This window comes from Antarctobacter sp. (genome assembly GCF_965277915.1).
Classification (GTDB): domain Bacteria; phylum Pseudomonadota; class Alphaproteobacteria; order Rhodobacterales; family Rhodobacteraceae; genus Antarctobacter.
In genome coordinates this window covers 3,431,384-3,454,480 of sequence record NZ_OZ255849.1, presented here as the reverse complement: position 1 = coordinate 3,454,480, position 23,097 = coordinate 3,431,384, and the positions used below count along the sequence as shown (strand labels likewise).

Annotated in this window: 23 protein-coding genes; 8 read left to right on the top strand and 15 right to left on the bottom strand. The window is 65.0% G+C overall.

Annotation, left to right across the window (positions count from 1 at the left end):
* Positions 1 to 204: 204 nt before the first annotated feature.
* The 4 genes from ccoP to ccoN are packed head-to-tail and all read right to left on the bottom strand — an operon-like array spanning position 205 to position 3,667.
* Positions 205 to 1,092, bottom strand: coding sequence for a cytochrome-c oxidase, cbb3-type subunit III (gene ccoP / locus ACQY5B_RS17720; protein WP_305968860.1), 888 nt, complete (start codon positions 1,090 to 1,092; stop codon positions 205 to 207).
* A gap of 13 nt (positions 1,093 to 1,105) precedes the next feature.
* Complete coding sequence (locus ACQY5B_RS17715; RefSeq protein WP_305968861.1) at positions 1,106 to 1,303, bottom strand: cbb3-type cytochrome c oxidase subunit 3; 198 nt, start codon at positions 1,301 to 1,303, stop codon at positions 1,106 to 1,108.
* A gap of 12 nt (positions 1,304 to 1,315) precedes the next feature.
* A complete protein-coding gene (ccoO, locus tag ACQY5B_RS17710; RefSeq protein ID WP_305968862.1) occupies positions 1,316 to 2,044 on the bottom strand; it encodes a cytochrome-c oxidase, cbb3-type subunit II in 729 nt (242 codons plus the stop codon).
* A gap of 12 nt (positions 2,045 to 2,056) precedes the next feature.
* Positions 2,057 to 3,667 (bottom strand): cytochrome-c oxidase, cbb3-type subunit I, encoded by a 1,611-nt coding sequence (ccoN, locus tag ACQY5B_RS17705; protein ID WP_420328192.1) that lies wholly within the window; start codon positions 3,665 to 3,667, stop codon positions 2,057 to 2,059.
* Between the two features lie 192 nt (positions 3,668 to 3,859).
* Between ccoN and ACQY5B_RS17700 the strand changes: the two genes are divergently transcribed.
* A complete protein-coding gene (locus tag ACQY5B_RS17700; RefSeq protein WP_420328193.1) occupies positions 3,860 to 4,699 on the top strand; it encodes a universal stress protein in 840 nt (279 codons plus the stop codon).
* 67 nt (positions 4,700 to 4,766) lie between these two features.
* Here ACQY5B_RS17700 and ACQY5B_RS17695 read toward each other — a convergent pair whose 3' ends face one another.
* Positions 4,767 to 5,690: a PhzF family phenazine biosynthesis protein gene (locus ACQY5B_RS17695; protein ID WP_420328194.1), complete on the bottom strand. Its 924-nt coding sequence runs from the start codon at positions 5,688 to 5,690 to the stop codon at positions 4,767 to 4,769.
* Entirely contained in the window at positions 5,674 to 6,423 is a 750-nt protein-coding gene (gene fnrL, locus ACQY5B_RS17690) for a transcriptional regulator FnrL (protein ID WP_305968865.1), read from the bottom strand. The genes ACQY5B_RS17695 and fnrL overlap by 17 nt, the downstream gene beginning before the upstream one ends.
* Before the next feature lie 64 nt (positions 6,424 to 6,487).
* On the opposite strand from fnrL, the gene hemN reads away from it, so the two are divergent.
* The gene (gene hemN / locus ACQY5B_RS17685) at positions 6,488 to 7,843 is read left to right on the top strand and encodes an oxygen-independent coproporphyrinogen III oxidase (RefSeq protein ID WP_420328196.1); all 1,356 of its coding nucleotides are present in this window, start codon (positions 6,488 to 6,490) and stop codon (positions 7,841 to 7,843) included.
* A gap of 6 nt (positions 7,844 to 7,849) precedes the next feature.
* Here the strand turns inward: hemN and ACQY5B_RS17680 are convergent, their stop codons facing one another.
* The 5 genes from ACQY5B_RS17680 to ACQY5B_RS17660 form a co-directional block, all read right to left on the bottom strand.
* A complete protein-coding gene (locus tag ACQY5B_RS17680; protein ID WP_420328198.1) occupies positions 7,850 to 9,439 on the bottom strand; it encodes an ABC transporter ATP-binding protein in 1,590 nt (529 codons plus the stop codon).
* Positions 9,436 to 10,569, bottom strand: coding sequence for an ABC transporter permease (locus ACQY5B_RS17675; RefSeq protein WP_420328618.1), 1,134 nt, complete (start codon positions 10,567 to 10,569; stop codon positions 9,436 to 9,438). The genes ACQY5B_RS17680 and ACQY5B_RS17675 overlap by 4 nt, the downstream gene beginning before the upstream one ends.
* Before the next feature lie 57 nt (positions 10,570 to 10,626).
* A complete protein-coding gene (locus ACQY5B_RS17670) occupies positions 10,627 to 11,715 on the bottom strand; it encodes a microcin C ABC transporter permease YejB (protein WP_420328200.1) in 1,089 nt (362 codons plus the stop codon).
* 1 nt (position 11,716) lies between these two features.
* A complete protein-coding gene (locus ACQY5B_RS17665; protein WP_420328202.1) occupies positions 11,717 to 13,657 on the bottom strand; it encodes an extracellular solute-binding protein in 1,941 nt (646 codons plus the stop codon).
* A 224-nt stretch (positions 13,658 to 13,881) separates the two neighbouring features.
* On the bottom strand, positions 13,882 to 14,394 hold the full coding sequence (locus tag ACQY5B_RS17660) for a c-type cytochrome (protein WP_305968870.1): 513 nt from the start codon (positions 14,392 to 14,394) through the stop codon (positions 13,882 to 13,884).
* Between the two features lie 123 nt (positions 14,395 to 14,517).
* Between ACQY5B_RS17660 and ACQY5B_RS17655 the strand changes: the two genes are divergently transcribed.
* Complete coding sequence (locus ACQY5B_RS17655) at positions 14,518 to 15,351, top strand: prephenate dehydratase (protein ID WP_305968871.1); 834 nt, start codon at positions 14,518 to 14,520, stop codon at positions 15,349 to 15,351.
* Between the two features lie 165 nt (positions 15,352 to 15,516).
* Here the strand turns inward: ACQY5B_RS17655 and ACQY5B_RS17650 are convergent, their stop codons facing one another.
* A complete protein-coding gene (locus ACQY5B_RS17650; RefSeq protein ID WP_420328204.1) occupies positions 15,517 to 15,972 on the bottom strand; it encodes a methylated-DNA--[protein]-cysteine S-methyltransferase in 456 nt (151 codons plus the stop codon).
* Positions 15,973 to 16,206: 234 nt separating this feature from the next.
* Here ACQY5B_RS17650 and ACQY5B_RS17645 point away from each other — a divergent pair, with 234 nt between their 5' ends.
* Entirely contained in the window at positions 16,207 to 17,151 is a 945-nt protein-coding gene (locus ACQY5B_RS17645) for an NAD(P)-dependent oxidoreductase (protein ID WP_420328205.1), read from the top strand.
* On the opposite strand, the gene rfbD is transcribed toward ACQY5B_RS17645, so the two are convergent.
* Genes rfbD through rfbC form a run of 3 tightly spaced genes read right to left on the bottom strand, consistent with a single transcriptional unit; the run spans position 17,148 to position 19,644 of the window.
* Positions 17,148 to 18,038: a dTDP-4-dehydrorhamnose reductase gene (gene rfbD, locus ACQY5B_RS17640; protein ID WP_420328207.1), complete on the bottom strand. Its 891-nt coding sequence runs from the start codon at positions 18,036 to 18,038 to the stop codon at positions 17,148 to 17,150. The genes ACQY5B_RS17645 and rfbD overlap by 4 nt on opposite strands.
* Complete coding sequence (rfbB, locus tag ACQY5B_RS17635) at positions 18,035 to 19,078, bottom strand: dTDP-glucose 4,6-dehydratase (protein WP_420328208.1); 1,044 nt, start codon at positions 19,076 to 19,078, stop codon at positions 18,035 to 18,037. Before rfbB ends, rfbD begins: the two co-directional genes overlap by 4 nt.
* Positions 19,075 to 19,644: a dTDP-4-dehydrorhamnose 3,5-epimerase gene (rfbC, locus tag ACQY5B_RS17630; RefSeq protein ID WP_420328210.1), complete on the bottom strand. Its 570-nt coding sequence runs from the start codon at positions 19,642 to 19,644 to the stop codon at positions 19,075 to 19,077. Before rfbC ends, rfbB begins: the two co-directional genes overlap by 4 nt.
* A 161-nt stretch (positions 19,645 to 19,805) precedes the next feature.
* Between rfbC and rfbA the strand changes: the two genes are divergently transcribed.
* From rfbA to ACQY5B_RS17610, 4 genes are all read left to right on the top strand, one after another.
* Complete coding sequence (rfbA, locus tag ACQY5B_RS17625; protein ID WP_420328211.1) at positions 19,806 to 20,681, top strand: glucose-1-phosphate thymidylyltransferase RfbA; 876 nt, start codon at positions 19,806 to 19,808, stop codon at positions 20,679 to 20,681.
* The gene (locus ACQY5B_RS17620; RefSeq protein ID WP_420328213.1) at positions 20,678 to 21,460 is read left to right on the top strand and encodes an enoyl-CoA hydratase-related protein; all 783 of its coding nucleotides are present in this window, start codon (positions 20,678 to 20,680) and stop codon (positions 21,458 to 21,460) included. Before rfbA ends, ACQY5B_RS17620 begins: the two co-directional genes overlap by 4 nt.
* Positions 21,460 to 21,978, top strand: coding sequence for a thioesterase family protein (locus ACQY5B_RS17615; protein ID WP_420328214.1), 519 nt, complete (start codon positions 21,460 to 21,462; stop codon positions 21,976 to 21,978). The genes ACQY5B_RS17620 and ACQY5B_RS17615 overlap by 1 nt, the downstream gene beginning before the upstream one ends.
* A 62-nt stretch (positions 21,979 to 22,040) precedes the next feature.
* Positions 22,041 to 23,009: an SMP-30/gluconolactonase/LRE family protein gene (locus tag ACQY5B_RS17610; protein WP_420328216.1), complete on the top strand. Its 969-nt coding sequence runs from the start codon at positions 22,041 to 22,043 to the stop codon at positions 23,007 to 23,009.
* Positions 23,010 to 23,097: the final 88 nt, after the last annotated feature.

Sequence of the window (23,097 nt, the reverse complement as noted above, 5' to 3'; positions counted from 1 at the left end):
TCCCGACGACCTTGACCCCACAATAGACAGGCCGCCACCGGGCAGCCTTGACTTGCATCAAACCGCCGGGTCTCCGCGCGGTTTTTTTGTTTTTCGGGAATGGGTGTCGAACCGGGGCGGCGTGGCGGATGGTGAGGGCCCGGCATGAAAAGATCCCCCCGCCTTTCGGCGAGGGGATCGCTGTCTTTCCCATGATGCGGGGCGTCACTCTTCCGAGGCTTCGCCCCCGCCCAGGCCGTGGACATAGACCGAAACGGCGCGGATCTCCGCCTCGGTCAGGTCGGCACCCCCCATCGGGGGCATCACGCCGAAACGCGAGTTGTAGACCGTGTCGTAGAGCGAGTCGTAATCGCCACCGTAGAGCCAGATCCGGTCGGTCAGGTTGGGCGCGCCCTGGAATCGGTCGCCGGTGCCGTCTTCCATGTGGCAGCCCGAACAGTTGATGTCATACACCTCGGCGCCCGCTTCGGCGGCGGCGGGATCACGCGGCTCCTGCCCGGACATCTGCATGACGTAGTTGACGACCTGCACGACCTCTTCGTTTTCCAGCAGCTCGTCCCGGCCGAAGGCGGGCATCTGCGACCAGCGGGCCATGTCGTCCACCTCGTTGCGGATGCCGTGGCTGACGGTCTCGTGGATCGCCTCGATGGAACCGCCCCAGAGCCAGTCGTCGTCCAGCAGGTTGGGATAGCCCTTGGCACCTGCGGCGCCGGACCCGTGGCACTGTGCGCACCATGTCCGGAAGATCGCGCCGCCGGCGTTGTTGGCGTATTGCAGCAGTTCCTGGTCATCCGCGATGGCTGTCAGCTCGACCGAGGCGAGCTTGTCGTTGATCGGGCCAAGTTCCGCCTCGTGGTCGGTGATGGCCTTTTCCACATTGCCGCGGGTCGAGAAGCCCAACAGCCCCGGGGTAGCCCCCGAGATGCCCGGCCAGGCGGGATAGGCGATGGTATAGCCTATGCCCCAGACGATGCAGGCATAGAAGGTCCACAGCCACCACTTCGGCAGAGGTTTGTTGTACTCCTGGATGCCGTCCCACTCATGGCCCGTCGTCTCGTAGTCGAGATCGTCGTTCTTCTTGTTGTTGCTCATTTTCCCGGCCTCCTCAGTTTGCGGCGGGTGTGTCGTCGCCCGAAGCGGGCGCGGGGCGGTTTTCGTGGCGGAACGGGATGTTGGCCGTGTCCGAGTGGACCTTTCCCGATCCGGGCCGGAAGGCCCAGATCACGATCCCCACGAAGAAGGCGAACATCGCCAGAAGTCCCCAGCTGTCAGCCAGTTGGCGAAGGAAGGAATAGGTTTCCATGTCTTTCCCTCCTCAGCGGCTGGCGTCGGGCGTGAAGGTCGAGAAATCGACCAGCGTGCCCAGCATCTGGAGATAGGCGATCAGCGCGTCAGCCTCGGAGACGCCGGGGGCGCCGTCAAAGTTCCGGACGTTCACGTTCTCGCCGTAGCGTTCCAGCAGACCGTCGTAATCGCTGTCCGGGTCGGCCTGTGCCAGGAAGTCGGCCTGTGCAGCTTCGATCATCTCGTCGCTGTAGGGCACGCCCACCATGCGGTTGGTGCGCATCAGGTCACCGATATAGGTGCCTTCGATCAGCTTGGCCTCGAGGAAGCCGTACTTGGGCATGACCGATTCCGGCACCACCGACTGCGGGTCACGCAGGTGATCGACGTGCCACTCGTCCGAGTAGCGGCCGCCAACCCGTGCCAGGTCGGGCCCGGTCCGCTTCGACCCCCACTGGAACGGGTGGTCGTACTTGCTCTCGACCGCAAGGCTGTAGTGGCCATAGCGTTCGACCTCGTCCCGCATGGGGCGGATCATCTGGCTGTGGCAGACGTAGCAGCCCTCGCGCAGGTAGACCTCGCGGCCCGCCAGTTCCAGCGGCGTGTAGGGGCGCATGCCTTCGACATCCTCGATGGTGTTTTCGAGGTAGAAGAGCGGCACGATCTGCACCAGGCCCCCGATCGTCACCACGAGAAAGGCGAAGATGGCCAGCAGGGTGACGTTCTTTTCAAGGACGGCGTGTTTCTGAAGAATGCTCATGTCCGGTCCTCCTTATTCGGCCGGAGTGGCATGGGCCGTGGCGGCGCGGGCTTCGACAGCCGGTGCGCGTTTCACGGTCATCCACAGGTTGTAGCACATGATGACGCCACCGGCGACGTAGAGCACGCCACCCAGGGCACGCACGACATACATCGGGAACTTGGCGCCCACGGTGTCGGCAAAGCTGTTCACGAGGAAGCCGTTGGCATCCACTTCACGCCACATCAGGCCTTCCATGATGCCGGTCACCCACATCGAGGCCGCGTAGAGCACAATGCCGATAGTGGCGAGCCAGAAGTGCCAGGACACCATGCTGAGCGAATACAGACGCTCGCGGTTCCACAGCTTGGGCACCAGGAAGTAGAGCGCGCCGAAGGTGATCATGCCGTTCCAGCCAAGCGCGCCGGAGTGGACGTGACCGATGGTCCAGTCGGTGTAGTGCGACAGCGAGTTCACCGCGCGGATCGACATCATCGGACCTTCGAAGGTGGACATGCCGTAGAAGCCGACAGAGATCACCATCATCCGGATCACCGGGTCGGTGCGCAGCTTGTCCCATGCACCGGACAGGGTCATCAGGCCGTTGATCATGCCACCCCAGGACGGCATCCAAAGCACGACCGAGAACACCATGCCCAGCGTCGAGGCCCAGTCAGGCAGCGCGGTGTAATGCAGGTGGTGCGGACCGGCCCAGATATAGATGAAGATCAGCGCCCAGAAGTGGATGATCGACAGCTTGTAGCTGAACACCGGGCGTTCGGCCTGTTTCGGGATGAAGTAATACATCATGCCGAGGAAGCCGGCGGTCAGGAAAAAGCCCACCGCGTTGTGGCCGTACCACCACTGCGTCATCGCGTCTTGCACGCCCGAGAAGACCTGCACCGACTTCGACCCCCAGATCGAGACCGGGATTGCTAGGTTGTTGAAGACGTGCAGCATTGCGACGGTCAGGATGAAGGACAGGTAGAACCAGTTGGCCACGTAGATGTGCGGCTCTTTGCGGCGGACGATGGTGCCGACGAAAACCGCCAGATAGGCGACCCAGACAATGGTCAGCATCCAGTCGACGTACCATTCCGGCTCGGCGTATTCCTTGGCGTGGGTCGAGCCCAGCACATAGCCTGTCGCGGCCAGCACGATCACCAGCTGGTAGCCCCAGAACACGAACCAGGCCAGGTTGCCGCCCCAGAGCCGTGCGGCGCTGGTGCGCTGAACGACGTAGAACGAGGTCGCGATCAGCGCGTTGCCGCCAAAGGCGAAGATCACGGCGCTGGTGTGCAGCGGGCGCAGGCGGCCGAAGTTCATGTAGCCCTGGGCCCAGTCGAAGTTCAGCGCCGGAAAGGCCAGCTGGGTGGCGATAAAGGTCCCGGCAAGAAAACCGATCACGCCCCAGAAGGCGGTCGCGATGACGCCGGCGCGGACCACATCGTCCATATATTCGTTTTGCGGAGCCGGTGCCGCCGGCTCGTCGGTGTGGCGCAGGACCCACAAAAACAGCCCGGCGGAGACCGCCAGGACAATGATCGCATGGATCAAGTAAGCCACATCTCGTGCGTAGTTGATTGCGATCATCGAGAACATCGCAATCAATCCAAGCACGATGAGCTTGAGATAATTCAACATTTTTCGTCCCTTCGTCTGACCCGCGCGATTCGTTGTCCGCAGGGGCGGTTTTAGACTGGGGACGTGTTAGCTATGTTCCCTCAAAGGCATCCTTGATCTGCATCAATGGATGGCCACGCGAACCTTGACGCGGGTCAAGGTGCGACGAAAGGCGCGAGGCTAGCTTCGGGCCACGCAGCGACGGAGACGCATATGTCCTTCAAATCCATTCTGACCGTGGTCACCGACCATGATCTCATGACCTCGACCCTTTCGCATGCCGCCACGGTGGCCAGGGCACATGACGCGCATCTCGGCGCGCTTTGCTTTGGCGTGGATCGCACCCAGACCGGGTACTATTACGCCGGGGCCAACGCGATGGTGCTGCAGGAAACCCTGGAACGTGCCACGGCAGAGGCCGAGGCCCTGGCCAAGGCGGCACGCGGAGTTCTGGAAAAGACCGACTCGCTCTGGAGCGTCGATCACGGCGTGGCGCAACTGGCCGACATCGGTCGCCACGTTGCATCGCGGGCGCGGTTCACCGACCTCGTGGTGCTGCCGCAGCCCTACGGCGAGGGCAAGGGCGTGGAACTGGAGCCCGTCCTCGAAGGCGCGCTGTTCGAGGGGCAGGTGCCGGTGATGGTCGTGCCCGAGGATGTCGAGCCGGCGGCCAGGCCCAAGCGGATCGTGCTTGGCTGGAACGAAAGCAACGAGGCCCTGCGCGCGGTGCGGTCCGCCTTGCCCCTGCTGGAACAGGCCGAAACGGTGCATGTGGTTGTGATCGACCCGCCGAAGCACGGCCCGAACCGCTCGGACCCGGGCGGGATGGTGTCCGAATTCCTTGCCCGTCACGGCGTCAAGGCAGAGATCGACGTGCTGGCCAAGACGATGCCGCGCGTTTCGGATGTCTTGCTGCGGCATGTGTCGGACGTCAGCGCGGACATGGTCGTGATGGGCGCCTATGGCCATTCGCGCTTTCGCGAGGCGATCCTGGGCGGGGCCACGCGCAACATGCTGGAACAGGCCGGCGTGTCGGTTTTCATGGCCCATTGATGCGGGCGCGGTGAGCGGACCGGGGCCGTTCGTGCGGGAACACGGGCGGCCCTGTTCGGATGGGTGGTCAGTCTGCGGGCGGCACAAGCCGCCCCGAACTGACGGGCACCGCAGAGCCCTGAACATGGATCCGCTCCAGCGCGCCGCCGGTGGTCTGGATCCGCAGCCCGATGCGGCTGGGGCGGCCCATGTCCACGCCCTGTTCCAGCACCAACCGCGTTTCGCCCTCCGACAGGGCGCCAGAGGCCAGCAGTTGTGCTGCAAGGATGGCCGAGGCCGATCCCGTGGCCGGGTCCTCGGGGATGCCGTCGCCGGGGGCGAACATGCGTGCGGAAAAATCCGTTTTTTGCCCGCGCGCATACAGGTAATGCGAGTCGAGGCCGGTCACGGCGCAGAGCGTCTCCCAAGCCGGACCATTGGGCCGGGCAGCGGTCAGGGCGGCCCGGTCGCGCAGCGGGATATAGCCAAAGGCCGGTCCACCCTGCCACAGGGCAGGGCGATGATCCTCGAACCCGATCTGGTCCGCCGAGAGGCCAAGCGCCTCGGCGATGTCCTTGGCACCGGGCATTTCTCCGGTGTTGGCCGCGTGGGGCAGAACCGGCGCGCGGAACTCTGCGCCCAGTCGACCGGCCCGGCGCCAGACCTGCACCGGAACCAGCCCGGCGACTTCTTCCAGCGTGATCCGGGTTTCGAAATCGCCCTCGGGTGCGCCTTTCAGCGCGAGGTGGATGGCACAGCCGATGGTGGGATGCCCTGCAAAGGGGATCTCCGCCGTGGGAAAGAAGATCCGCACGCCGGCGGTATGCGCCGGATCGGCTGGGGACCGGACAAAGATCGTCTCGGACAGGTTGAACTCACGCGCGATGGTCTGCATCGCGACGTCGCTCAGCCCGTCCGCATCCTCGACGATGGCCAGCGGATTGCCGGCATAGGCGGTTTCGGTGAAGACGTCGCAGGTGCAAAAGGGCAATCCCTCAGACAAGCAGGCCACCATCCGCATCGTCGCCGGCCTCGTCCATCAGGCGGGACATGTCCGGCACGGTGACATGGCGCTTGCCTTCCAGCTGGATCACGCCGTCCCGTTTCAGGGCCGAGATCTGGCGGCTCACGGTTTCCAGTGTCAGGCCCAGGTAATCTGCCATCGCCTCGCGGGTCAGGGGCAGGTCGAAGACGATCGGACCAGCCGCGGCGCCGCGCTTGTTCAGGGTCGCGTCGCGGCGGGCAATGATCGACAACAGCGAAGCGATCTTCTCTCGCGCGGTCTTGCGGCCCAAAACCAGCATCCACTCGCGCGCCGCATCAAGCTCGTCCAGGGTCATTTCCAGCAGGCGCTGCGCGATATGCGGCGTGCGTGTCATGAGGTCTTCGAAGGGGGACCGGCGGAAACAGCACATGACGACATCGGTCGTGGCGACCACGTCGTAGGCGGCGGTGTTGCGTCCGGGGCGGCCGACGAAATCGCTGGGCAGCAACAGGCCCACCATCTGCGTACGGCCATCTTCCATCGCCTGGCTCAGGGTTGCGATACCGGACACGACGGAGCCCACGAAATCCATGCGGTCGCCGGCCCAGATGATCGACTGGCCAGCCTCGAACTTGCGGTAATACTTGATCTGCTCAAGGCGCTCGAGTTCGTCGCTTTCGCATCGTGCACAGACCGCCCGATGGCGGATCGGGCAGTCGTTGCAGTCGGGCGCGACACTCAAGCTTCGTTCATTCAGCATATCGCCTGCCTTATGTTGATCTGCGTCAAAGCCCGGCGCTTTTCCGTGCCCTAACCGTACGCGTATGGCGAACCGAACTCAACTCGCGCGGCTTGGACTCTTTGACGCCAAAGTGCCGCGGTACACATCGTATCCGACCGCACCGCATTTCGACGGCGACGTGGGGCCGGCACGATTCGAAGAGTGGGTTCGCTCTGTTCCTGTAGATGGTAACATATCCCTATATTTGCATGTACCATTTTGCCGCAGGTTGTGCTGGTTCTGCGCCTGTCGGACGCAGGGAACGTCAACCCTTGGCCCGGTCGAAAGCTATGTGACCGTGCTGGAACGGGAACTGGACCTGCTGCGCGGTGCCTTGCCGCAGGGCGTGCGCCTGTCGCGGCTGCACTGGGGCGGCGGCACGCCAACCCTGCTGCCCCCAGACCTCATGAAACGCCTGATCGCGGCGACCCGGCGGGTCGCCGATTTTGCCGAAGGCTACGAATTTTCCGTCGAGATCGACCCGAACGAGATTGATGCGGAGCGGCTGGATGCCCTGACCGAGGGCGGCATGAACCGCGCCTCGATCGGGGTGCAGGACTTCGACCCGCAGATCCAGGGCGCGATCGGCCGGGAACAGGGCTATGACGTGACCCGGGCGGCGGTCGAATTGATCCGTGCGCGCGGGATCGAGAGCCTGAACGCCGACATCCTGTTCGGCCTGCCGCATCAGACCCGTGCCCGCATCACCGAAACCGTGCAAAAGCTGCTCAGCTTTGCGCCGGACCGCGTGGCGCTTTACGGCTATGCGCATGTGCCCTGGATGGCCAAGCGGCAGCAGATGCTGCCCTCGGACGCGCTGCCCACACCGCAAGAGCGGCTGGAGCTGTTCGACACGGCGCGGCGCCTGTTCGTCTGGGACGGCTATGCCGAGATCGGCATCGATCATTTCGCCACCCGCGAAGACGGGCTGGCCTTGGCGCGGCGCGCCGGCGCCCTGCGACGGAATTTCCAGGGCTATACCGACGATACCTCGGATGTCCTGATCGGGCTGGGGGCGTCGTCGATCTCGAAGTTCCCGCAGGGATACGCCCAGAACGCGCCCGGCACGTCGAAATACATCGCGGCGGTGCGGGATGGTCGGTTCGCCACCGCGCGCGGCCATACCTTCAAGGGGGACGACCGCCTGCGCGCCCGGCTGATCGAGGCATTGATGTGCGATTTCCGCATCGATGCCGCCGAAATCCTGCGCGAATTCGCCATCTCGCGCGAAGGGCTGTTCACCCTGTTCCGCGAGGCGACCGCGCGTTTCGAGAACATGCTGATCATCAGCGACGACGGTTTGTTCATTCCGGAGGAGGCACGGCCGCTGACCCGCATCGTCGCGCGGGCCTTCGACGCCTACGACCTGTCGAAGGCAGGCCATTCCAGCGCGATCTGACGCCGCTCAGGCCGCGTCGAAGGCGGCGGCCAGCAACTCCCGGGTATAGTCCGTCTGCGGCGCGTCAAAGATCGCCTCGGCGGGGCCATATTCCACCACGTCCCCCTGTTTCATCACGATGACCTTGTGGCTCATCGCGCGCACCACCTTCAGGTCATGCGAAATGAACAGGTAAGCCAGGTCGTACTTGCGCTGAAGGTTGCGCAGCAGGTTCACGATCTGCACCTGCACCGTCATGTCCAGCGCCGAGGTCGGTTCGTCCAGTACCACCAGCCGGGGTCGCAGAACCATCGCACGGGCAATCGCGATGCGCTGGCGCTGGCCGCCCGAGAACTCGTGCGGGTAGCGGTGCATGGTCATCGGATCCAGGCCGACCTCGGTCATGACCTCGGCCACCAGTTCGCGGTGGGGGCGGCCATCCGGCGCGCCATGCACCTCCAACCCCTCGGCGATGATCTGTTCGCAGGTCATGCGCGGGCTCAGCGACCCGTAGGGATCCTGAAACACGATCTGCATTTCCGAGCGCAGTTTGCGCAGGCGCTTGGTGGACCAGGCGTTCACGTCCTGGCCGCGATAGGTGATCCCGCCCTCGGACTTGATCAGGCGCATGATCGCCAGCGCCAGCGTCGTCTTGCCCGATCCGCTTTCGCCCACGATGCCCACGGTTTCGCCCGCGCGCACGGCGATGGTCGCGTCGTTGACCGCCTTGACGTAGCCGACCGTGCGTTTCATCAGCCCGCGCTGGATCGGGAACCAGATCTTGAGGTTGTCGGTGCGGGCGATTTCCTCGGCGCCCTCGTCCACGGGATCCGGTTTGCCGGTGCTTTCCGCCGACAGCAGCATCTGCGTGTAGGGATGTTTCGGGGCGGCAAAGATCTCGGAGGTCAGGCCCTGTTCGACGATCTCGCCGTCCTTCATCACGCAGACCCGGTCGGCGATGCGCCGCACGATGCCAAGGTCATGGGTGATGAACAGCAGGCTCATGTCCTCCTCGGTCTTGAGATTGGCCAGAAGGTCGAGGATCTGCGCCTGGATCGTCACGTCGAGCGCGGTGGTCGGCTCGTCCGCGATCAGCAGTTCCGGCCCGTTGGCCAGCGCCATCGCGATCATGACCCGCTGCCGCTGCCCGCCCGACAGCTGGTGCGGGTAAGAGCCCAGCCGGCTTTCGGGATCGCGGATGCCGACCTTGGTCAACAGTTCGATGATCCGTTCGCGGGCCTTGGCACCGGTAAGTCCCTGGTGCAGTTCCAGGCTCTCGCGGATCTGCTTTTCCAGCGTGTGCAACGGGTTGAGCGATGTCATCGGCTCCTGGAAGATGAAGCTGATGTCATTGCCGCGCACGTCGCGCAGGCGCTTGTCCGCGGCGCCTATCATCTCGGCCCCGTTGTAGAGGACCGAGCCTTCGACACGCGCGGATTCCCCCAGCAGGGACACGGTCGACAAGGCGGTGACCGACTTGCCCGAGCCGGATTCGCCCACCAGCGCAACCGTCTCGCCTTTCTGGATGTCGAAGGACACGCCCTTGACCGCCGGGATGGTGACGCCGTCCTGGCGGAAGCTGACCTTGAGGTCGCTGACCTGTAGCAATGCGCTCATGAGAAGGTTTTCCTGGGGTCGAATGCGTCGCGGACCCCTTCGAAGATGAAGACCAGCAGCGACAGCATGATCGCGAAGACCGAGAAGGCGGTGAAGGCAAGCCAGGGCGCCTGCAGGTTCTGTTTCGCCTGCAGGGTCATTTCCCCCAGGGACGGCGCCGAAGAGGGCAGGCCGAAGCCGAGGAAGTCGAGCCCCGCCAGCGTCGAGATCGTGCCGGTGACGATGAAGGGCATGAAGGTCAGCGTCGCCACCATCGCGTTGGGCAGCATGTGCCGGAACATGATGGTCCAGTTCGACACCCCCAAAGCCTTGGCCGCACGGACATATTCCAGGTTGCGCGCGCGCAGGAATTCAGCCCGCACCACGCCCACCAGCGCCGTCCAGCCAAACAGGATGGTGAGAAAGACCAATAGCCAGAAACTTCGCCCGAGGATCGCGAAGAGGATGATGATGATGTAAAGCGACGGCGTCGCCCCCCATATCTCGATCACCCGCTGAAAGATCAGGTCGAGCCAGCCACCGAAATAGCCCTGCAATGCCCCGGCCACGATGCCGATCACAGAGGCGCAGGCGGTGACGATCAGGGTAAAGACGATGGACAGGCGGAACCCGTAGATCACCCGCGCCAGCAGGTCGCGCTTGCCCTTGTCGGTGCCCAGCCAGTTCTGTTCGTTTGGCGGCAGGGGGGCCGCGCCACGCCGGTCCACGGGCGTGTCATAGCTGTAGGGGATCAGCGGCCAGAGGATCATGCCCTTGTAGAAATTGTCATCCGCCAGCACGCCGGCCTCTGCATCTTCGATCAACCCGTCGGGATCGTCGAAACAGGCGTCCAGCCCGCCGGTGATGATCAGGCAGCGGACCTCGGGATCGCGATAGGCGGCTTCTGTCCGGAAATCGCCGCCGAACTGCGTTTCGGGGTAGAAGTTGAAGATCGGGGTGAAGGTCTCACCGCGATAGCGCACCATGATCGGCTTGTCGTTGGCGATGAACTCGGCAAAGAGCGACAGGCCAAAAAGGATCACGAAGATCCAGAGCGACCAGAAGGCGCGGCGGTTGCGTTTGAAGTTGTTCCAGCGCCGCTGGTTCAGTGGCGACAGCGAAAACAGTCCCTTTTTCGGCTCCGGCGGCATCGTCACCGCCGGGGGGCTGTCGGGGTTCTGATCGGGCTGCGGGTTCGCGACCATGCCTCAGCCCTCCCGTTTTTCAAAGTCGATGCGCGGGTCGACGACCACGTACATCAGGTCCGAGATCAGCCCGACGACAAGCCCGATCATCGAGGTGATGAAGAGCGTGCCGAAGATCACCGGGTAGTCGCGCGCCACCGCCGCCTCGAAGCCGAGCCGGCCGAGGCCGTCGAGCGAAAAGATCGTCTCGATGATGATCGACCCGCCAAAGAAGACGCCGATGAAGACGCCCGGCAGGCCGGCGATGACGATCAGCATGGCGTTGCGGAAGACATGGCCATACAGCACGCGGTCCTCGGACAGGCCCTTGGCCCGGGCGGTCATGACATAGTGTTTCTTGATCTCGTCCAGAAAGCTGTTCTTGGTCAGCAGGGTCAGCGTCGCAAAGGCCGAGATGGTCGAGGCGGTGATCGGCAGGGCAATGTGCCAGAAGTAGTCTGCTACCTTCATGAAGATGTTCAGGTCTTCCCAGTTGTCGGAGACCAGCCCGCGGATCGGGAAGATCTGCCAGTAGGACCCCCCGGCAAAGAGCACCAGCAGCAGGATCGCGAAGAGAAACCCGGGGATCGCATAGGCGACGATGATGATGCTGGATGTCCAGGTGTCGAAATTGGTCCCGTCCCGGACGGCCTTGCGGATGCCCAGCGGGATCGAGATCAGGTAGGCGAGCAGCGTCGACCACAGGCCCAGCGAGATCGAGACCGGCATCTTTTCCACCACCAGATCGATCACGCTGATCGACCGGAAATAGCTCTCGCCGAAATCGAAGCGGATGTAGTTCCACATCATGTCCAGGAAGCGTTCCAGCGGCGGCTTGTCGAACCCGAATTGCCGTTCCAGGTCGGCGATGTATTCCGGTGGCAGGCCCCGGGCGCCAGCATAGGTTTCGTCACCCGGGGTCATGCTGCCGGCATCGGGCGATTCCGAGCCGCCGGCAAAGCCGCCGAACACGTCGCCCTGGCCCTCGATCTGGGCAATGATCTGCTCGATCGGGCCGCCGGGCACGAATTGGACCAGCACGAAGTTGATGATCATGATCCCCAGCAGCGTGGGGATGATCAGCAATATGCGTCGGAGAATGTAGGCTCCCATGTCAGTCCAGCTGACCTTCCGCCTTGAGCGCCGCTTCCTTCTCGGGGTTGACCCACCAGAAGCTCAGGTAACCCAGCCCGTAGGGCGGGATCTGTTCGGGGCGTTCGTACATGTCGTAGTAGGCAACCCAGTGGTCGGCGATATAGCCGGTCGGGATCACGAAGAACTCGTAGCGCAGCGCCCGGTCTAGCGCCATCAGCGCCACGTCGGTATCGGCCTGGCTCTCGGCCTCGAAACTGGCCTCGATGATCGCGTCGACCAGCGGGCTGGCAAGTCCCGCGGGGTTGAAGAGGCTGAATTCGGCCTCTCGCGACCCGTACATCTGCGTCAACCCGCCACCGGTGGACAGGAAGGCGCCATAGCGGGTGGAATAGAGCAGGTCGTAGTCCCGTTCCCGGCGGCGCAGCGTGTACTGCGAGGGGTCGATCCGCTCAAAGCTGGCATCCACGCCGATCTGGACCAGGTTGCGGACAAAGGATTCGTGCATCGCCTCGACCGAGGGTTCGATATTGGTCGGGATCAGCATGTTGACCTGCAGCGTCTCGCCATCCGCGTTGCGCCGGATGCCGTCGTCGCCCACTTCCCAGCCTGCCTCGGACAAGAGCCGCGATGCCGCGCGCAGGTTGCGCCGGTCGGGCAGGCGGGCCGGGTCGGATTCATGCATCACGCGCACCGGCTCTTCCAGAAGGTCGGCGGGCACGATGTCGCCCAGGCTCTTGAGAAACTCCAGTTCGGCGCCTTCTGGCACGTCCTTGGCCTCGACCGGAGTGCCTTCGACGAAAGAGCTGCGCGGCGAGTAAAGCCCGTAGAGCAGCGACTCGTTCGACCATTCAAAGTTGTAGGCCAGCGCGATGGCCTCACGCACGCGCTTGTCCTGCAGCTGCGGCTTGGCCAGGTTGAACACAAAGCCGGTCGGGTTCGGCGGGCTGCCGTCCGGGATTTCTTCCAGCTTGACGACGCCTTCCTCGACCTTGGGGAAATTGTAGGCCGTCGCCCATTGCTTGGGGTCGCCTTCCACCTTGAACGTATAGGTTCCGGCCTTGAACGCCTCGAAAGAGGCGGTCTGGTCGGCGAAATACTCGACCCGGATGCTGTCATAGTTGTAGCGGCCGGTGTTGTAGGGCAGATCCTTGCCCCAGTAATCCGGATCGCGCTCATAGACGATGTGGCGGTTCACCTCGTAGGTTGCCAGCTTGTAGGGGCCGGACCCCAGCGCCACTTCCAGTCGCGGTTCGTCCAGGCGGCGGTTTTCCGGGTCGGCCTCGAACCAGGCCTTGGAAAATACCGGGGTCGAGCCCACGGTCTCGATCCGCGACCGCTTGGTCAGCTCGGGGTTGAAGGTGAATTTCACGGTGTAATCGTCCAGCGCCTCGGCACTGGTCACCATGCGGCCGACCGCCTGCGCGTAGGACGGCAGGCCCTGGGTGATGAACAGCTTGTGCGAATAGACCACGTCCTCGGCGGTGACAGGGGTGCCGTCCCAGAACTTGGCGTCCTCGCGCATGTGAAAGATGACCCAGTCGCGGCTTTCCGGGTATTCGATGCTCTCGCAGAGGATGCAGTAATACTGGCCAACGGAATCCTCGACGGATTCGATCAGCTGGTCGTACATCACCGTGGTCAGGGTGCCGGGGCGGCCCTTGCGCGAATAGGGGTTGAGGCTGTCGAAGGTGCCGGTGGCGCCGATCACCAGTTCGCCGCCCTTGGGCGCGTCGGGGTTGACGAAATCGAAATGGGTGTAGTCCGCCGGGTAGTCGAGATTGCCGAAGTAGGAATAGCCATGCGCGGTGGTGATCTTTTCATCGCCATCCTGCGCCAGTGCGGCCACACCCAGCAAGGCCACCCCGATGGCAAGCGCCCCGGTGGCGACGAACCGAAGGTCCGGCAAGGCGCGGGCCCGGGCCGTGCTGCGGCGGTGTGGTCGTTTGGCCTGGATCGTCATGGTCATCTCCCTGTCAACCGGCGGTTCGGCCCGGTAATCGAGCGCTTTTCCTTGCTAATTCTAAGCTAAGTTTTCCGCGCGACCACATTCAAGACGAGATTACGGAAACGTCAACGTCTCTGGGGTGGTTCCCCCCGGTGTCGGCGGGGGGCTGCGCGGCAAATGCGCATGAAAAAAGGCCGCCCGGTCGGGACGGCCCTTTGAATGCTCGCGGTGCGGTCAGATCAGCCGCCGGTCGTTTGCAGGTAGGCGATCAGGTTGACGCGGTCCTCGGCCTTGGGCAGGCCTGCAAAACCCATCGAGGTGCCGGGCGCGTAACCGCGGGGGTCTTCGAGGAAGGCAAAGAGGTTTTCCGGGGTCCAGACGTCGGCCGCCTCGCTCAGGGCGCCCGAGTAGCCGAAACCGGCCGCTGCGCCGACATCACGGCCGACCACACCGTCGAGGTGCGGGCCGACGGCATCCGACCCGTCCAGCTTGTGGCAGGCGCGGCACTTGCCCCAGACGCGCTCGCCCTTGCCGGCGTCCGCCGAGGCCATCAGCGCGGCGAAATCAACCTCTTCCTCTTCGACGGGCTCGGCTTCTTCCACCTGGATCGCGAAACCTGCGGCATGTTCTTCGCCGTGGTGACCGCCACCGGTGTGATACAGGCTCTCCGCAGCCCATTTGCCCATCAGGAAGATCAGCAAGGCGCCGCACAGGCCGCCGACGATCTTGGTAAAGGTCATGGTATCGAACATGGGAAGCCCTGTCTGCTTGGATCTCTGTCGGGCGCGTATCTATTGCTTTCCATCCCCTTGGGCAAGCGGTAGAAGGCGCGACCAATCGCCCGCGTGCAGCGGGATTTGCGACGAGGGCCTCAGATGACACAGCGGATCGCCTTCCAGGGAGAGCTTGGCGCCTATTCCCACCAGGCCTGCACCGAGGCCCGTCCGGGCGCCGAGGTGCTGCCCTGCCGGAATTTCGAGGACGTGATTTCCGCGGTGCGCGAAGGTCGGGCGGACCTGGCCATGCTGCCGGTCGAGAACTCGACCTACGGGCGCGTCGCGGACATCCACCGGCTGTTGCCGGAATCGGGTCTGCGCATCGTTGATGAAGCATTCGTCCGCGTGCACATCAGCCTCATGGCGCTGCCCGGCGTGCAGATCGAGGAGCTGGAACGGGTCCGCGCGCACCTGGTGCTATTGCCGCAGGCGCAGAGCTTTCTGTCGAAATACGGAATCCGGGGAATCGCCGCGGCGGACAGCGCCGGCGCGGCGGCCGAACTGGCCAAGGCGGAACTGCGCGACGAGGGCGTGCTGGCATCGGATCTCGCGGCCGAGATCTACGGGTTGCATATCCTGGCCCGCCACATCGAGGACCACGCTCACAATACCACGCGGTTCCTGTTGATGGCGCCCGAGCCCGACATCTCGCGCCGGGGCAGCCACGGCATGATGACCACCTTCATTTTCCAGGTGCGCAACATCCCCGCCGCGCTCTACAAGGCGATGGGCGGTTTCGCGACAAACGGCGTCAACATGACCAAGCTGGAAAGCTACATGGTCAATGGCTCTTTCACGGCGACCCAGTTCTACGCCGACATCGAGGGCCACCCCGAGGACCCCGGCGTCAAGCGTGCGCTCGAAGAGCTGGACTACTTCACCGACATGCTGGAAATCCTGGGCGTCTATCCCCGCGATCCGCGCCGGGACTGATCCGCTACGCTTAGGTGGGCGCTCTCCCGCGCCGGGGGCGATCTGTCCCGGCCGCGTTAATAGGTGCGCCGGTTCGGCAGACGGGATCCATCTGTGGATGACAACGGTTTCTGCGCACAGGCAGGCAGCGGGTCTATTGCTGCGGAGGTGATTGGCCTGCCGCCATCAGATCAGCAATCCGCCCGCGCCCTCGTGGCGCAGCAGCCATACCTTCGTCTCGACCCCGGTGCCGCCGGAAAATCCGCCCAGACCGTCACGGCCCAGCACGCGGTGACAGGGGATGATCAGCGCAATCGGGTTGCTGCCACAGCCGCGCCCTACCGCCTGCGGCGGTGCGCCAAGTGTGCGGGCGATATCGCCATAGGTCAGGGTGTCGCCAAAGGGGATCGCGGCGATCTGGGCGCAGACCTGTTGCTGAAAGGGGCTTGCCGCCACCCGCAGGGGCAGGTCGAAGGCGGTCAGGCTCCCGTCGAAATAGGCGGCGACCTGGTCCGCCGCGCGCCGCAGAACGGGCGTGTCGTCGCAGGCATCGCTCCGGGTCCAGGTGGCGCGGGTTATGGCGCCGTCTGTCTCGCTGATCTCGAAAGGGCCGGTTGGGGTCTCGACACAGGTCCGGGGCATCAGCCTGACCCCGCCCGCATCATGCGCCCCCGCCGGCCGTGATCCGCGGCGAGGCCGCGCGGGCATTGCCTGCCGGTCTCAAGTCGGGTGGCGGCATGCTGCGACGGGGTTTTGACGGGCCATGTCATGGCGAAAGGCTAGGGGCCGGCGACGCCGCGCACAAGTTTTCTGTCGCAAACGGCGCGGACTGTGCGCAGGGTGTCGTCGCAGGCTGGCTGAAAACAGGAGGTACGGATGCAGACGGGATTCATCGGACTGGGCGCTGTGGGCGCCAAGCTGGCAGGCAACCTGCTGCGCAACGGCGTCGGACTGACGGTCTTCGACCTCGACCCGGCGCGCCTTGCCGGAATGGTCGCAGAGGGCGCCGAGGCGACAGGATCGGCCGCAGAGGTCATGGCGCGCTGCGACGTGGTCATCACCTCCCTGCCCAGTCCCGCGGCCTCGGAGACGGTGCTGGCCGAGATGCTGCCCGAAATGGCGCCGGGCAAGACCTGGGTCGAGATGTCGACCACCGACCCGGCGGTGATCGTGGCCCAGGCGGCCCGGGTGGCCGAAACGGGCGCGGTCGCGATCGAGGCGCCGGTGTCGGGCGGGTGCCACAGGGCGGCGACGGGCAATATCTCGGTCTTTTGCGGCGCCCCGCGCGCCAGTTTCGAGGCGGTCCTGCCGCTGTTGACGATCCTCGGGCGGCAGGTGCTGCACACCGGAGAAGTCGGCACCGCCTCGAAACTCAAGGTCATGACCAATTACCTGGCCACCGCCAACCTGCTGACGCTCTGCGAGGCCCTGGCAACGATGCAGGCTGCGGGGCTGGACATGGCGACGACCTACGAGGCGATCCGCATTTCCTCGGGCAATTCCTTTGTCCACGAGACCGAAAGCCAGCTGATCCTGTCCGGCAGCCGTGACGTGGACTTCGCGCTGGACCTGGTGATGAAGGATGTTGGCCTGTTCCAGGCGCTGGCAGATGAGCATGGCGTACCGCTGGAACTCTCGCCGCAGGTGATCGCGATGATCCGCGACGGCCAGCAGAGGATGGGCGCCCGGGCGCAGTCCGACAGGATGATCGAGAGGCTGGAGGCGGGCACGGGCCTCTCGGTGCGGGCGCCGGGTTTCCCCGAGACGCTGGTGGACGAAGAGCCCCCCCTGCGCGGCGCCGAGGTGGTGGTGCAGCGCTAGGTCTGGCGTATCGCCTGTGCTGAACGACCGGCGCGCGCGGCCTGGAGGTGGCCGAGGTCGCGCAGCACCGCGTCCAGGTCGGCCTGCCAGTCGGGCCGGCTCAGGTGGAAGGCGCGCGCAAGTGCCGTGTTGTCGAGACGCGAATTGAGCGGGCGAGCCGCCGGTGTCGGATATGCGCTGCTGGGAACATCCTTCACTTCGGCCGTCAGTCCCGCCCGGGCAAAGATCGCCCGGGCGAAATCGGCCCAGCTGACATCGGGCCCGCCGGACAGGTGATAGGTGCCCGTCTTTTCCGGCTGCTGGCACAATGCCTCACTCACGGTCAGGCAGGCCCGCGCGATGGCGGCGGCGGAGGTGGGGCCGCCCACTTGGTCGGCGACGATACTCAGCCGGTCCCGTTCCGCCCCCAGCCGCAGCATCGTCCTGACGAAATTGGCGCCATGCGCGGAAAAGACCCATGAAGTCCGCAGGATGGCATGGGGGCCGCCCGCGGCGCGGATGCCGGTTTCGCCGGCCAGTTTCGACCGGCCATAGGCGTTGATCGGCGCCGTCTGATCCCCCGGAGCCCAGGGCAGGCTGCCAGAACCGTCAAAGACGTAATCGGTCGAGATATGGACCAGCGGCGCGCCGATCTCGGCGCAGGCGCGCGCCATCGCGGCGGGGGCCGCGCCGTTGATCGTGGTGGCCAGCGGCTCTTCGTCCTCGGCCCGGTCGACCGCCGTGTAGGCGGCGGCGTTGATGACGGCCCGGGGACGGCGGGCGCGGATCGCCTCGGCGCAGCTGTCAGGATCGGAAAGATCGGCCTGATCCTGGTCCAGCGCGGTGACATTGCCCAGCCGTTGCAACTCTGTCCCGACCTGTCCGCTCCTGCCGAAGACCAGGATCATGCGCCCACCCCCAGCCGTTCTCCCACGCCGTGCCGGGCCTGCAGGGCACGCCACCAGGGCGCGTTCGCAAGATACCAGTCGACGGTCCTTTCCAACCCTTCGTCCACCGTCACCGAGGGGCGCCAGCCCAGTTCCTCGCGGATGCGCGTCGGGTCGATGGCATAGCGGGCGTCATGTCCGGGCCGGTCGGTGACGAAGGTGATGAGGTCGGCATAGGACCCGTCGTCGCGCGGGCGCTTGCGGTCAAGGATCCGACAGAGCGTCTGCACCAGGTCGAGGTTCGTGCGCTCGTTCTCGCCGCCGATGTTGTAGCTGCGGCCCACCGCCCCCTTCTGCACGACCAAGAGCAGCGCCTCGGCGTGATCTTCGACGAAAAGCCAGTCGCGCACGTTCGATCCGTCCCCGTAGATCGGCAGAGCTTTGCCCGCCAGCGCGTTCAGGATCACCAGCGGGATCAGCTTTTCGGGGAAATGAAAGGGGCCGTAGTTGTTGGAACAGTTCGTCAGGACGACGGGCAGGCCGTAGGTCTCGTGCCAGGCGCGCACCAGGTGGTCGGACCCGGCCTTGGACGCCGAATAGGGCGAACGGGGATCATAGGGGCTGGTCTCGGTAAATTGTCCTTCCGCGCCGAGAGAGCCAAAAACCTCGTCGGTGGAAACGTGGTGGAACCGGAACCCCTCGGGCCGGCCCTCGCGGGTCCAGTAGGCGCGGGCGGCCTCCAGCAGGTGAAAGGTGCCCATGACATTGGTGTCGATGAAGGTGCCCGGCCCATCGATGGAGCGGTCGACATGGCTTTCCGCGGCCAGGTGCATCACCGCGTCCGGGCGATGCTGCGCGAAAATCCGGTCCAGCGCGGCGCGGTCACGGATGTCGGCATGTTCGAAAACATAGCCGGGGTCGTCCGCGACCGAGGCGACGTTGTCGAGACAGGACGCGTAGGTCAGCGCATCGAGGTTCACCACCTGGTGTCCGTCGGTGATCGCGCGACGCACCACTGCCGAGCCGATGAAACCCGCGCCGCCGGTGACCAGCAGTTTCATGCCCCTTCCTCCCAGGCGAAGGGGCTGGAGATTTCCGCCAGCGGGGGCGCCTTGGCGTCCTTCTCGCTCAGGATCGGCGGCCCTTCGAGCCCCCAGTCGATGCCGATGGTCGGGTCATCGAAACGTACCGTCCCTTCGCTGTCGGGCGCATAGTAGTCCGAGCATTTGTAGAGCACCTCCGTGTCGGGATCGCGCGTGACGAAGCCGTGCAGAAATCCCTTGGGCACCAGCATTTGCTTGCCGTTTTCCGCGCTCAGCTCGACCCCGAGCCAGTTGCCGTAGGTCGGAGACCCCACCCGGATGTCCACCGCCACGTCGAAGAGCCGCCCGCGCCCGCAGCGCACCAGCTTGGCTTGGGCATGGGGCGGGCCCTGGTAATGCAGCCCGCGCAGCGTCCCCGGCTCGGCCGAAAGAGAATGATTGTCCTGCACGAAGTCGATCTCGATGCCGTGTTCGGCCATGCGCTTGCGGTTCCAGCTTTCGCTGAAAAAACCGCGCGCATCGCCAAACCGGCGCGGGGTCAGGATGAGCACACCGGGCAAGGCGGTGGCTTGAACGTCGAGCATTTGGCCCCCATCGGTCGAAATCCGTTGCCTGTTTACCCAAAGGAGGCGCCAACTGTAAGGCGCAAGCGGATTGTCAGGACACTGATTGTTTCCCCTTTTGCCAAACTCTTGACAGAGTGGCGGGGCACTAGGGATGGAACGCAGGGATTTCAGGGGGTCGCATGGCCAGGCGCAAGGGCATCATTCTGGCGGGCGGATCGGGCACGCGGCTGTACCCGATCACGATGGGCATATCCAAACAGCTGGTGCCGATCTACGACAAGCCGATGATCTTCTACCCGCTGTCGGTGCTGATGTTGACCGGCATCCGAGATATCTGCATCATCACCACGCCGCAGGACCAGGAGCAGTTCCGCCGCACGCTGGGCGATGGCAGCCAGTGGGGGCTTTCGCTCGACTACGTCGTGCAGCCCTCTCCGGACGGACTGGCACAGGCCTATCTGCTGGCTGAAACCTTCCTGAACGGTGCGCCGTCGGCGATGGTTCTGGGCGACAACATCTTTTTCGGTCACGGGTTGCCGGAACACCTGCGCACTGCCGACTCCCAGCAGACGGGCGGCACGGTGTTCGGTTACCGGGTCGCGGATCCGGAACGCTACGGCGTGGTGGATTTCGGTTCCGATGGCACGGTGAGGTCGATCATCGAGAAACCGACAAGGGCGCCGTCGCCATATGCTGTCACGGGGCTCTACTTTCTGGATGGCAGCGCGCCGGAACGGGCGCGCGCCGTCACACCCTCGGCCCGGGGTGAGCTGGAAATCACCTCGCTCCTGGAGACCTACCTGCGTGACGGGCTGCTCAACGTGCAGCAGATGGGGCGCGGCTATGCCTGGCTCGACACCGGCACGCATGGCTCGCTGCTGGATGCCGGCAATTTTGTCCGGACGCTGTCGGAACGGCAGGGCCAGCAGGTTGGCTGCCCCGAAGAGATCGCCTATCAACAGGGCTGGATAGATGCCGACGCGCTGATGGAGCGCGCGCGCATGTTCGGAAAATCCGGCTACGGCACCTATCTGGCGCGACTGGTGGAAACATGAGCGATGTGACGACAGAGCGGCGCGGGCGCGTGCTGCTGGTGACCCTGGACCGGCCCAAGGCCAACGCGATCGACGCCGCCACCAGCATCGCGCTGGGCGAGGCATTTCGCACCCTGCAAGAGGACGACGGCCTCTCCGTGGGCATCGTCACCGGCGGCGGGGCGCGCTTCTTTTCCGCCGGCTGGGATCTCAAGGCCGCCGCCGAAGGCGAGGCGGCGGATGCCTGGCAAGGGGTCGGCGGCTTCGCCGGACTGACCGAATACTGGGACCTGACCAAGCCGATCATCGCCGCCGTCAACGGGCTGGCGCTGGGGGGCGGGTTCGAACTGGCGCTGGCGGCGGACATGATCGTCGCCGCCGACCACGCCGAGTTTGCCTTGCCAGAGGCGACCATCGGCGTCGTGCCCGACAGCGGTGGCGTGATCCGCCTGCCGCGCCGCCTGCCGCGCGCGGTGGCGATGGAAATGCTGATGACGGGCCGCCGCGCCGCGGCAGAGGATCTGCACCGCTGGGGCGTCGTCAACAGCGTGGTGCCCGCCGAAACCCTGCTGGAGAGGGCGCTGGAACTGGCAGACCGTGTCGCCGCCTCGGCGCCTCTTTCCCTGCAGGCCATCAAGGAGATCGACCGCGCCACGGACGGGCTGGGTGAACGGGCAGCCTTTGACCGCATGCGCGCCGGCGACCTTGGCGCCTACGGGCGCGTCTACGACAGCGAAGACGCCGTCGAGGGCATCGCCTCGGTCTCGGAAAAGCGCGATCCGGTCTGGAAGGGCCGCTGATGCTGGTCACGGAAACCTTCCTGCACGACTGGACCGGGGAAATCGCCGCTCCGCTGACCCTTGTCCGCAATACGGTCAAACCCGACTGGGTGGACGAATACCACCACCTGAACATGGCCCACTACCTGACCATCTGCGACCAGGCGAACTGGGCCTTCTGGAACTGGATCAATGCGCCGGACCAGACGATCGAAGCCCGCGCCGGCCACGAATATGCCATCGTCGAAAACCACGTCACCTATACCGGTGAACTGGCAGAGGGCGCGGCCTTTTCCATCGAGACCCAGCTGCTGGACGTGGATGCCAAGCGGTTCGTCCTGTTCCACCGGGTTCTGGACGCCGATGGCACCCCAAGCGCCACGAACGAGACCAAGATGCTGGGGTTCAACCTGGACACCCGCCGTGCCGAAGCCTGGCAGCCGCAAGTCGCTGAAAGGCTGGCGCAGGTGCTGGCGGTGCACCAGCCGCTTGGCAACCCGCCCGAGGCCGGGCAGGGGATCGCGCTGAAGCGCCGCTGAGGCTTTACAATCCGGCTGCCACGCCCGAGGTTCGTCGCGAAGTCAGCAGGAGGAGACGACAGGTGAGCGACAAGGATCTATTCCCGAACGGCTGGGCGCCGACCACGCGCTATCCCGACCCGGCGGTGCAATCGCTCGATCCGGCTTTCGACAAGTACCGCCTGCCGCTGGCCGGGGTCGAACGGCTGGCCACGGGCCTGCGCTGGGCCGAAGGTCCGGTCTGGTTCGGCGATGCCCGCCACCTCCTGTGGAGCGACATCCCCAACAACCGCATCATGCGCTGGACCGAGGAAACCGGCACGGTCAGCGAGTACCGCGCGCCGTCGAACTTCGCCAACGGCCATACGCGCGACCGGCAGGGGCGGCTGATCTCCTGCGAACATGGACAGCGGCGGATCACCCGAACCGAATACGACGGCTCGATCACGGTCCTGATGGACAGCTTCGAGGGCAAGCGCCTGAACTCGCCCAACGACATCATCGTGAAATCGGACGGCTCGATCTGGTTCTCCGACCCGGTGTTCGGCATCCTGGGGAACTACGAGGGCTACAGGTCCGATCCGGAACTGCCCGAGGCGGTCTACCGGCTGGACCCGGAGACGGGGCAGGCATCGGTCGTTGCCGACGGCATCCTCGGCCCCAACGGTCTGTGCTTTTCACCGGATGAGGGCATCCTCTACATCGTCGAATCGCGCGGCACGCCCAACCGCAAGATCCTGGCCTATGATGTGGCCGCGGATGGGCAGAGCCTGTCCAACCGCCGCGTCCAGATCGACGCCGGGCCGGGCACCCCGGACGGGATGCGCTGCGACGTGGACGGCAACCTGTGGTGCGGCTGGGGCATGGGCGATCCGGGCCTCGACGGCGTCATGGTCTTTGCCCCGGACGGGCGCCCCATCGGGCGCATCGCGCTGCCGGAACGCTGCGCCAATGTCTGTTTTGGCGGGCGGGCCAACAGCCGCCTGTTCATGGCCGCCTCGCAATCGGTCTACGCGCTCTACGTCAACGTCGCCGGCGTCAGGGGCGGTTGAGCGCCGCCCCCTGTTTCTTTGGGCCGAAAATACCTCCGGGGGTTTGGGGGCCGCGCCCCCAGCAACCCTAAAAAGTGAAAAGCCGCGT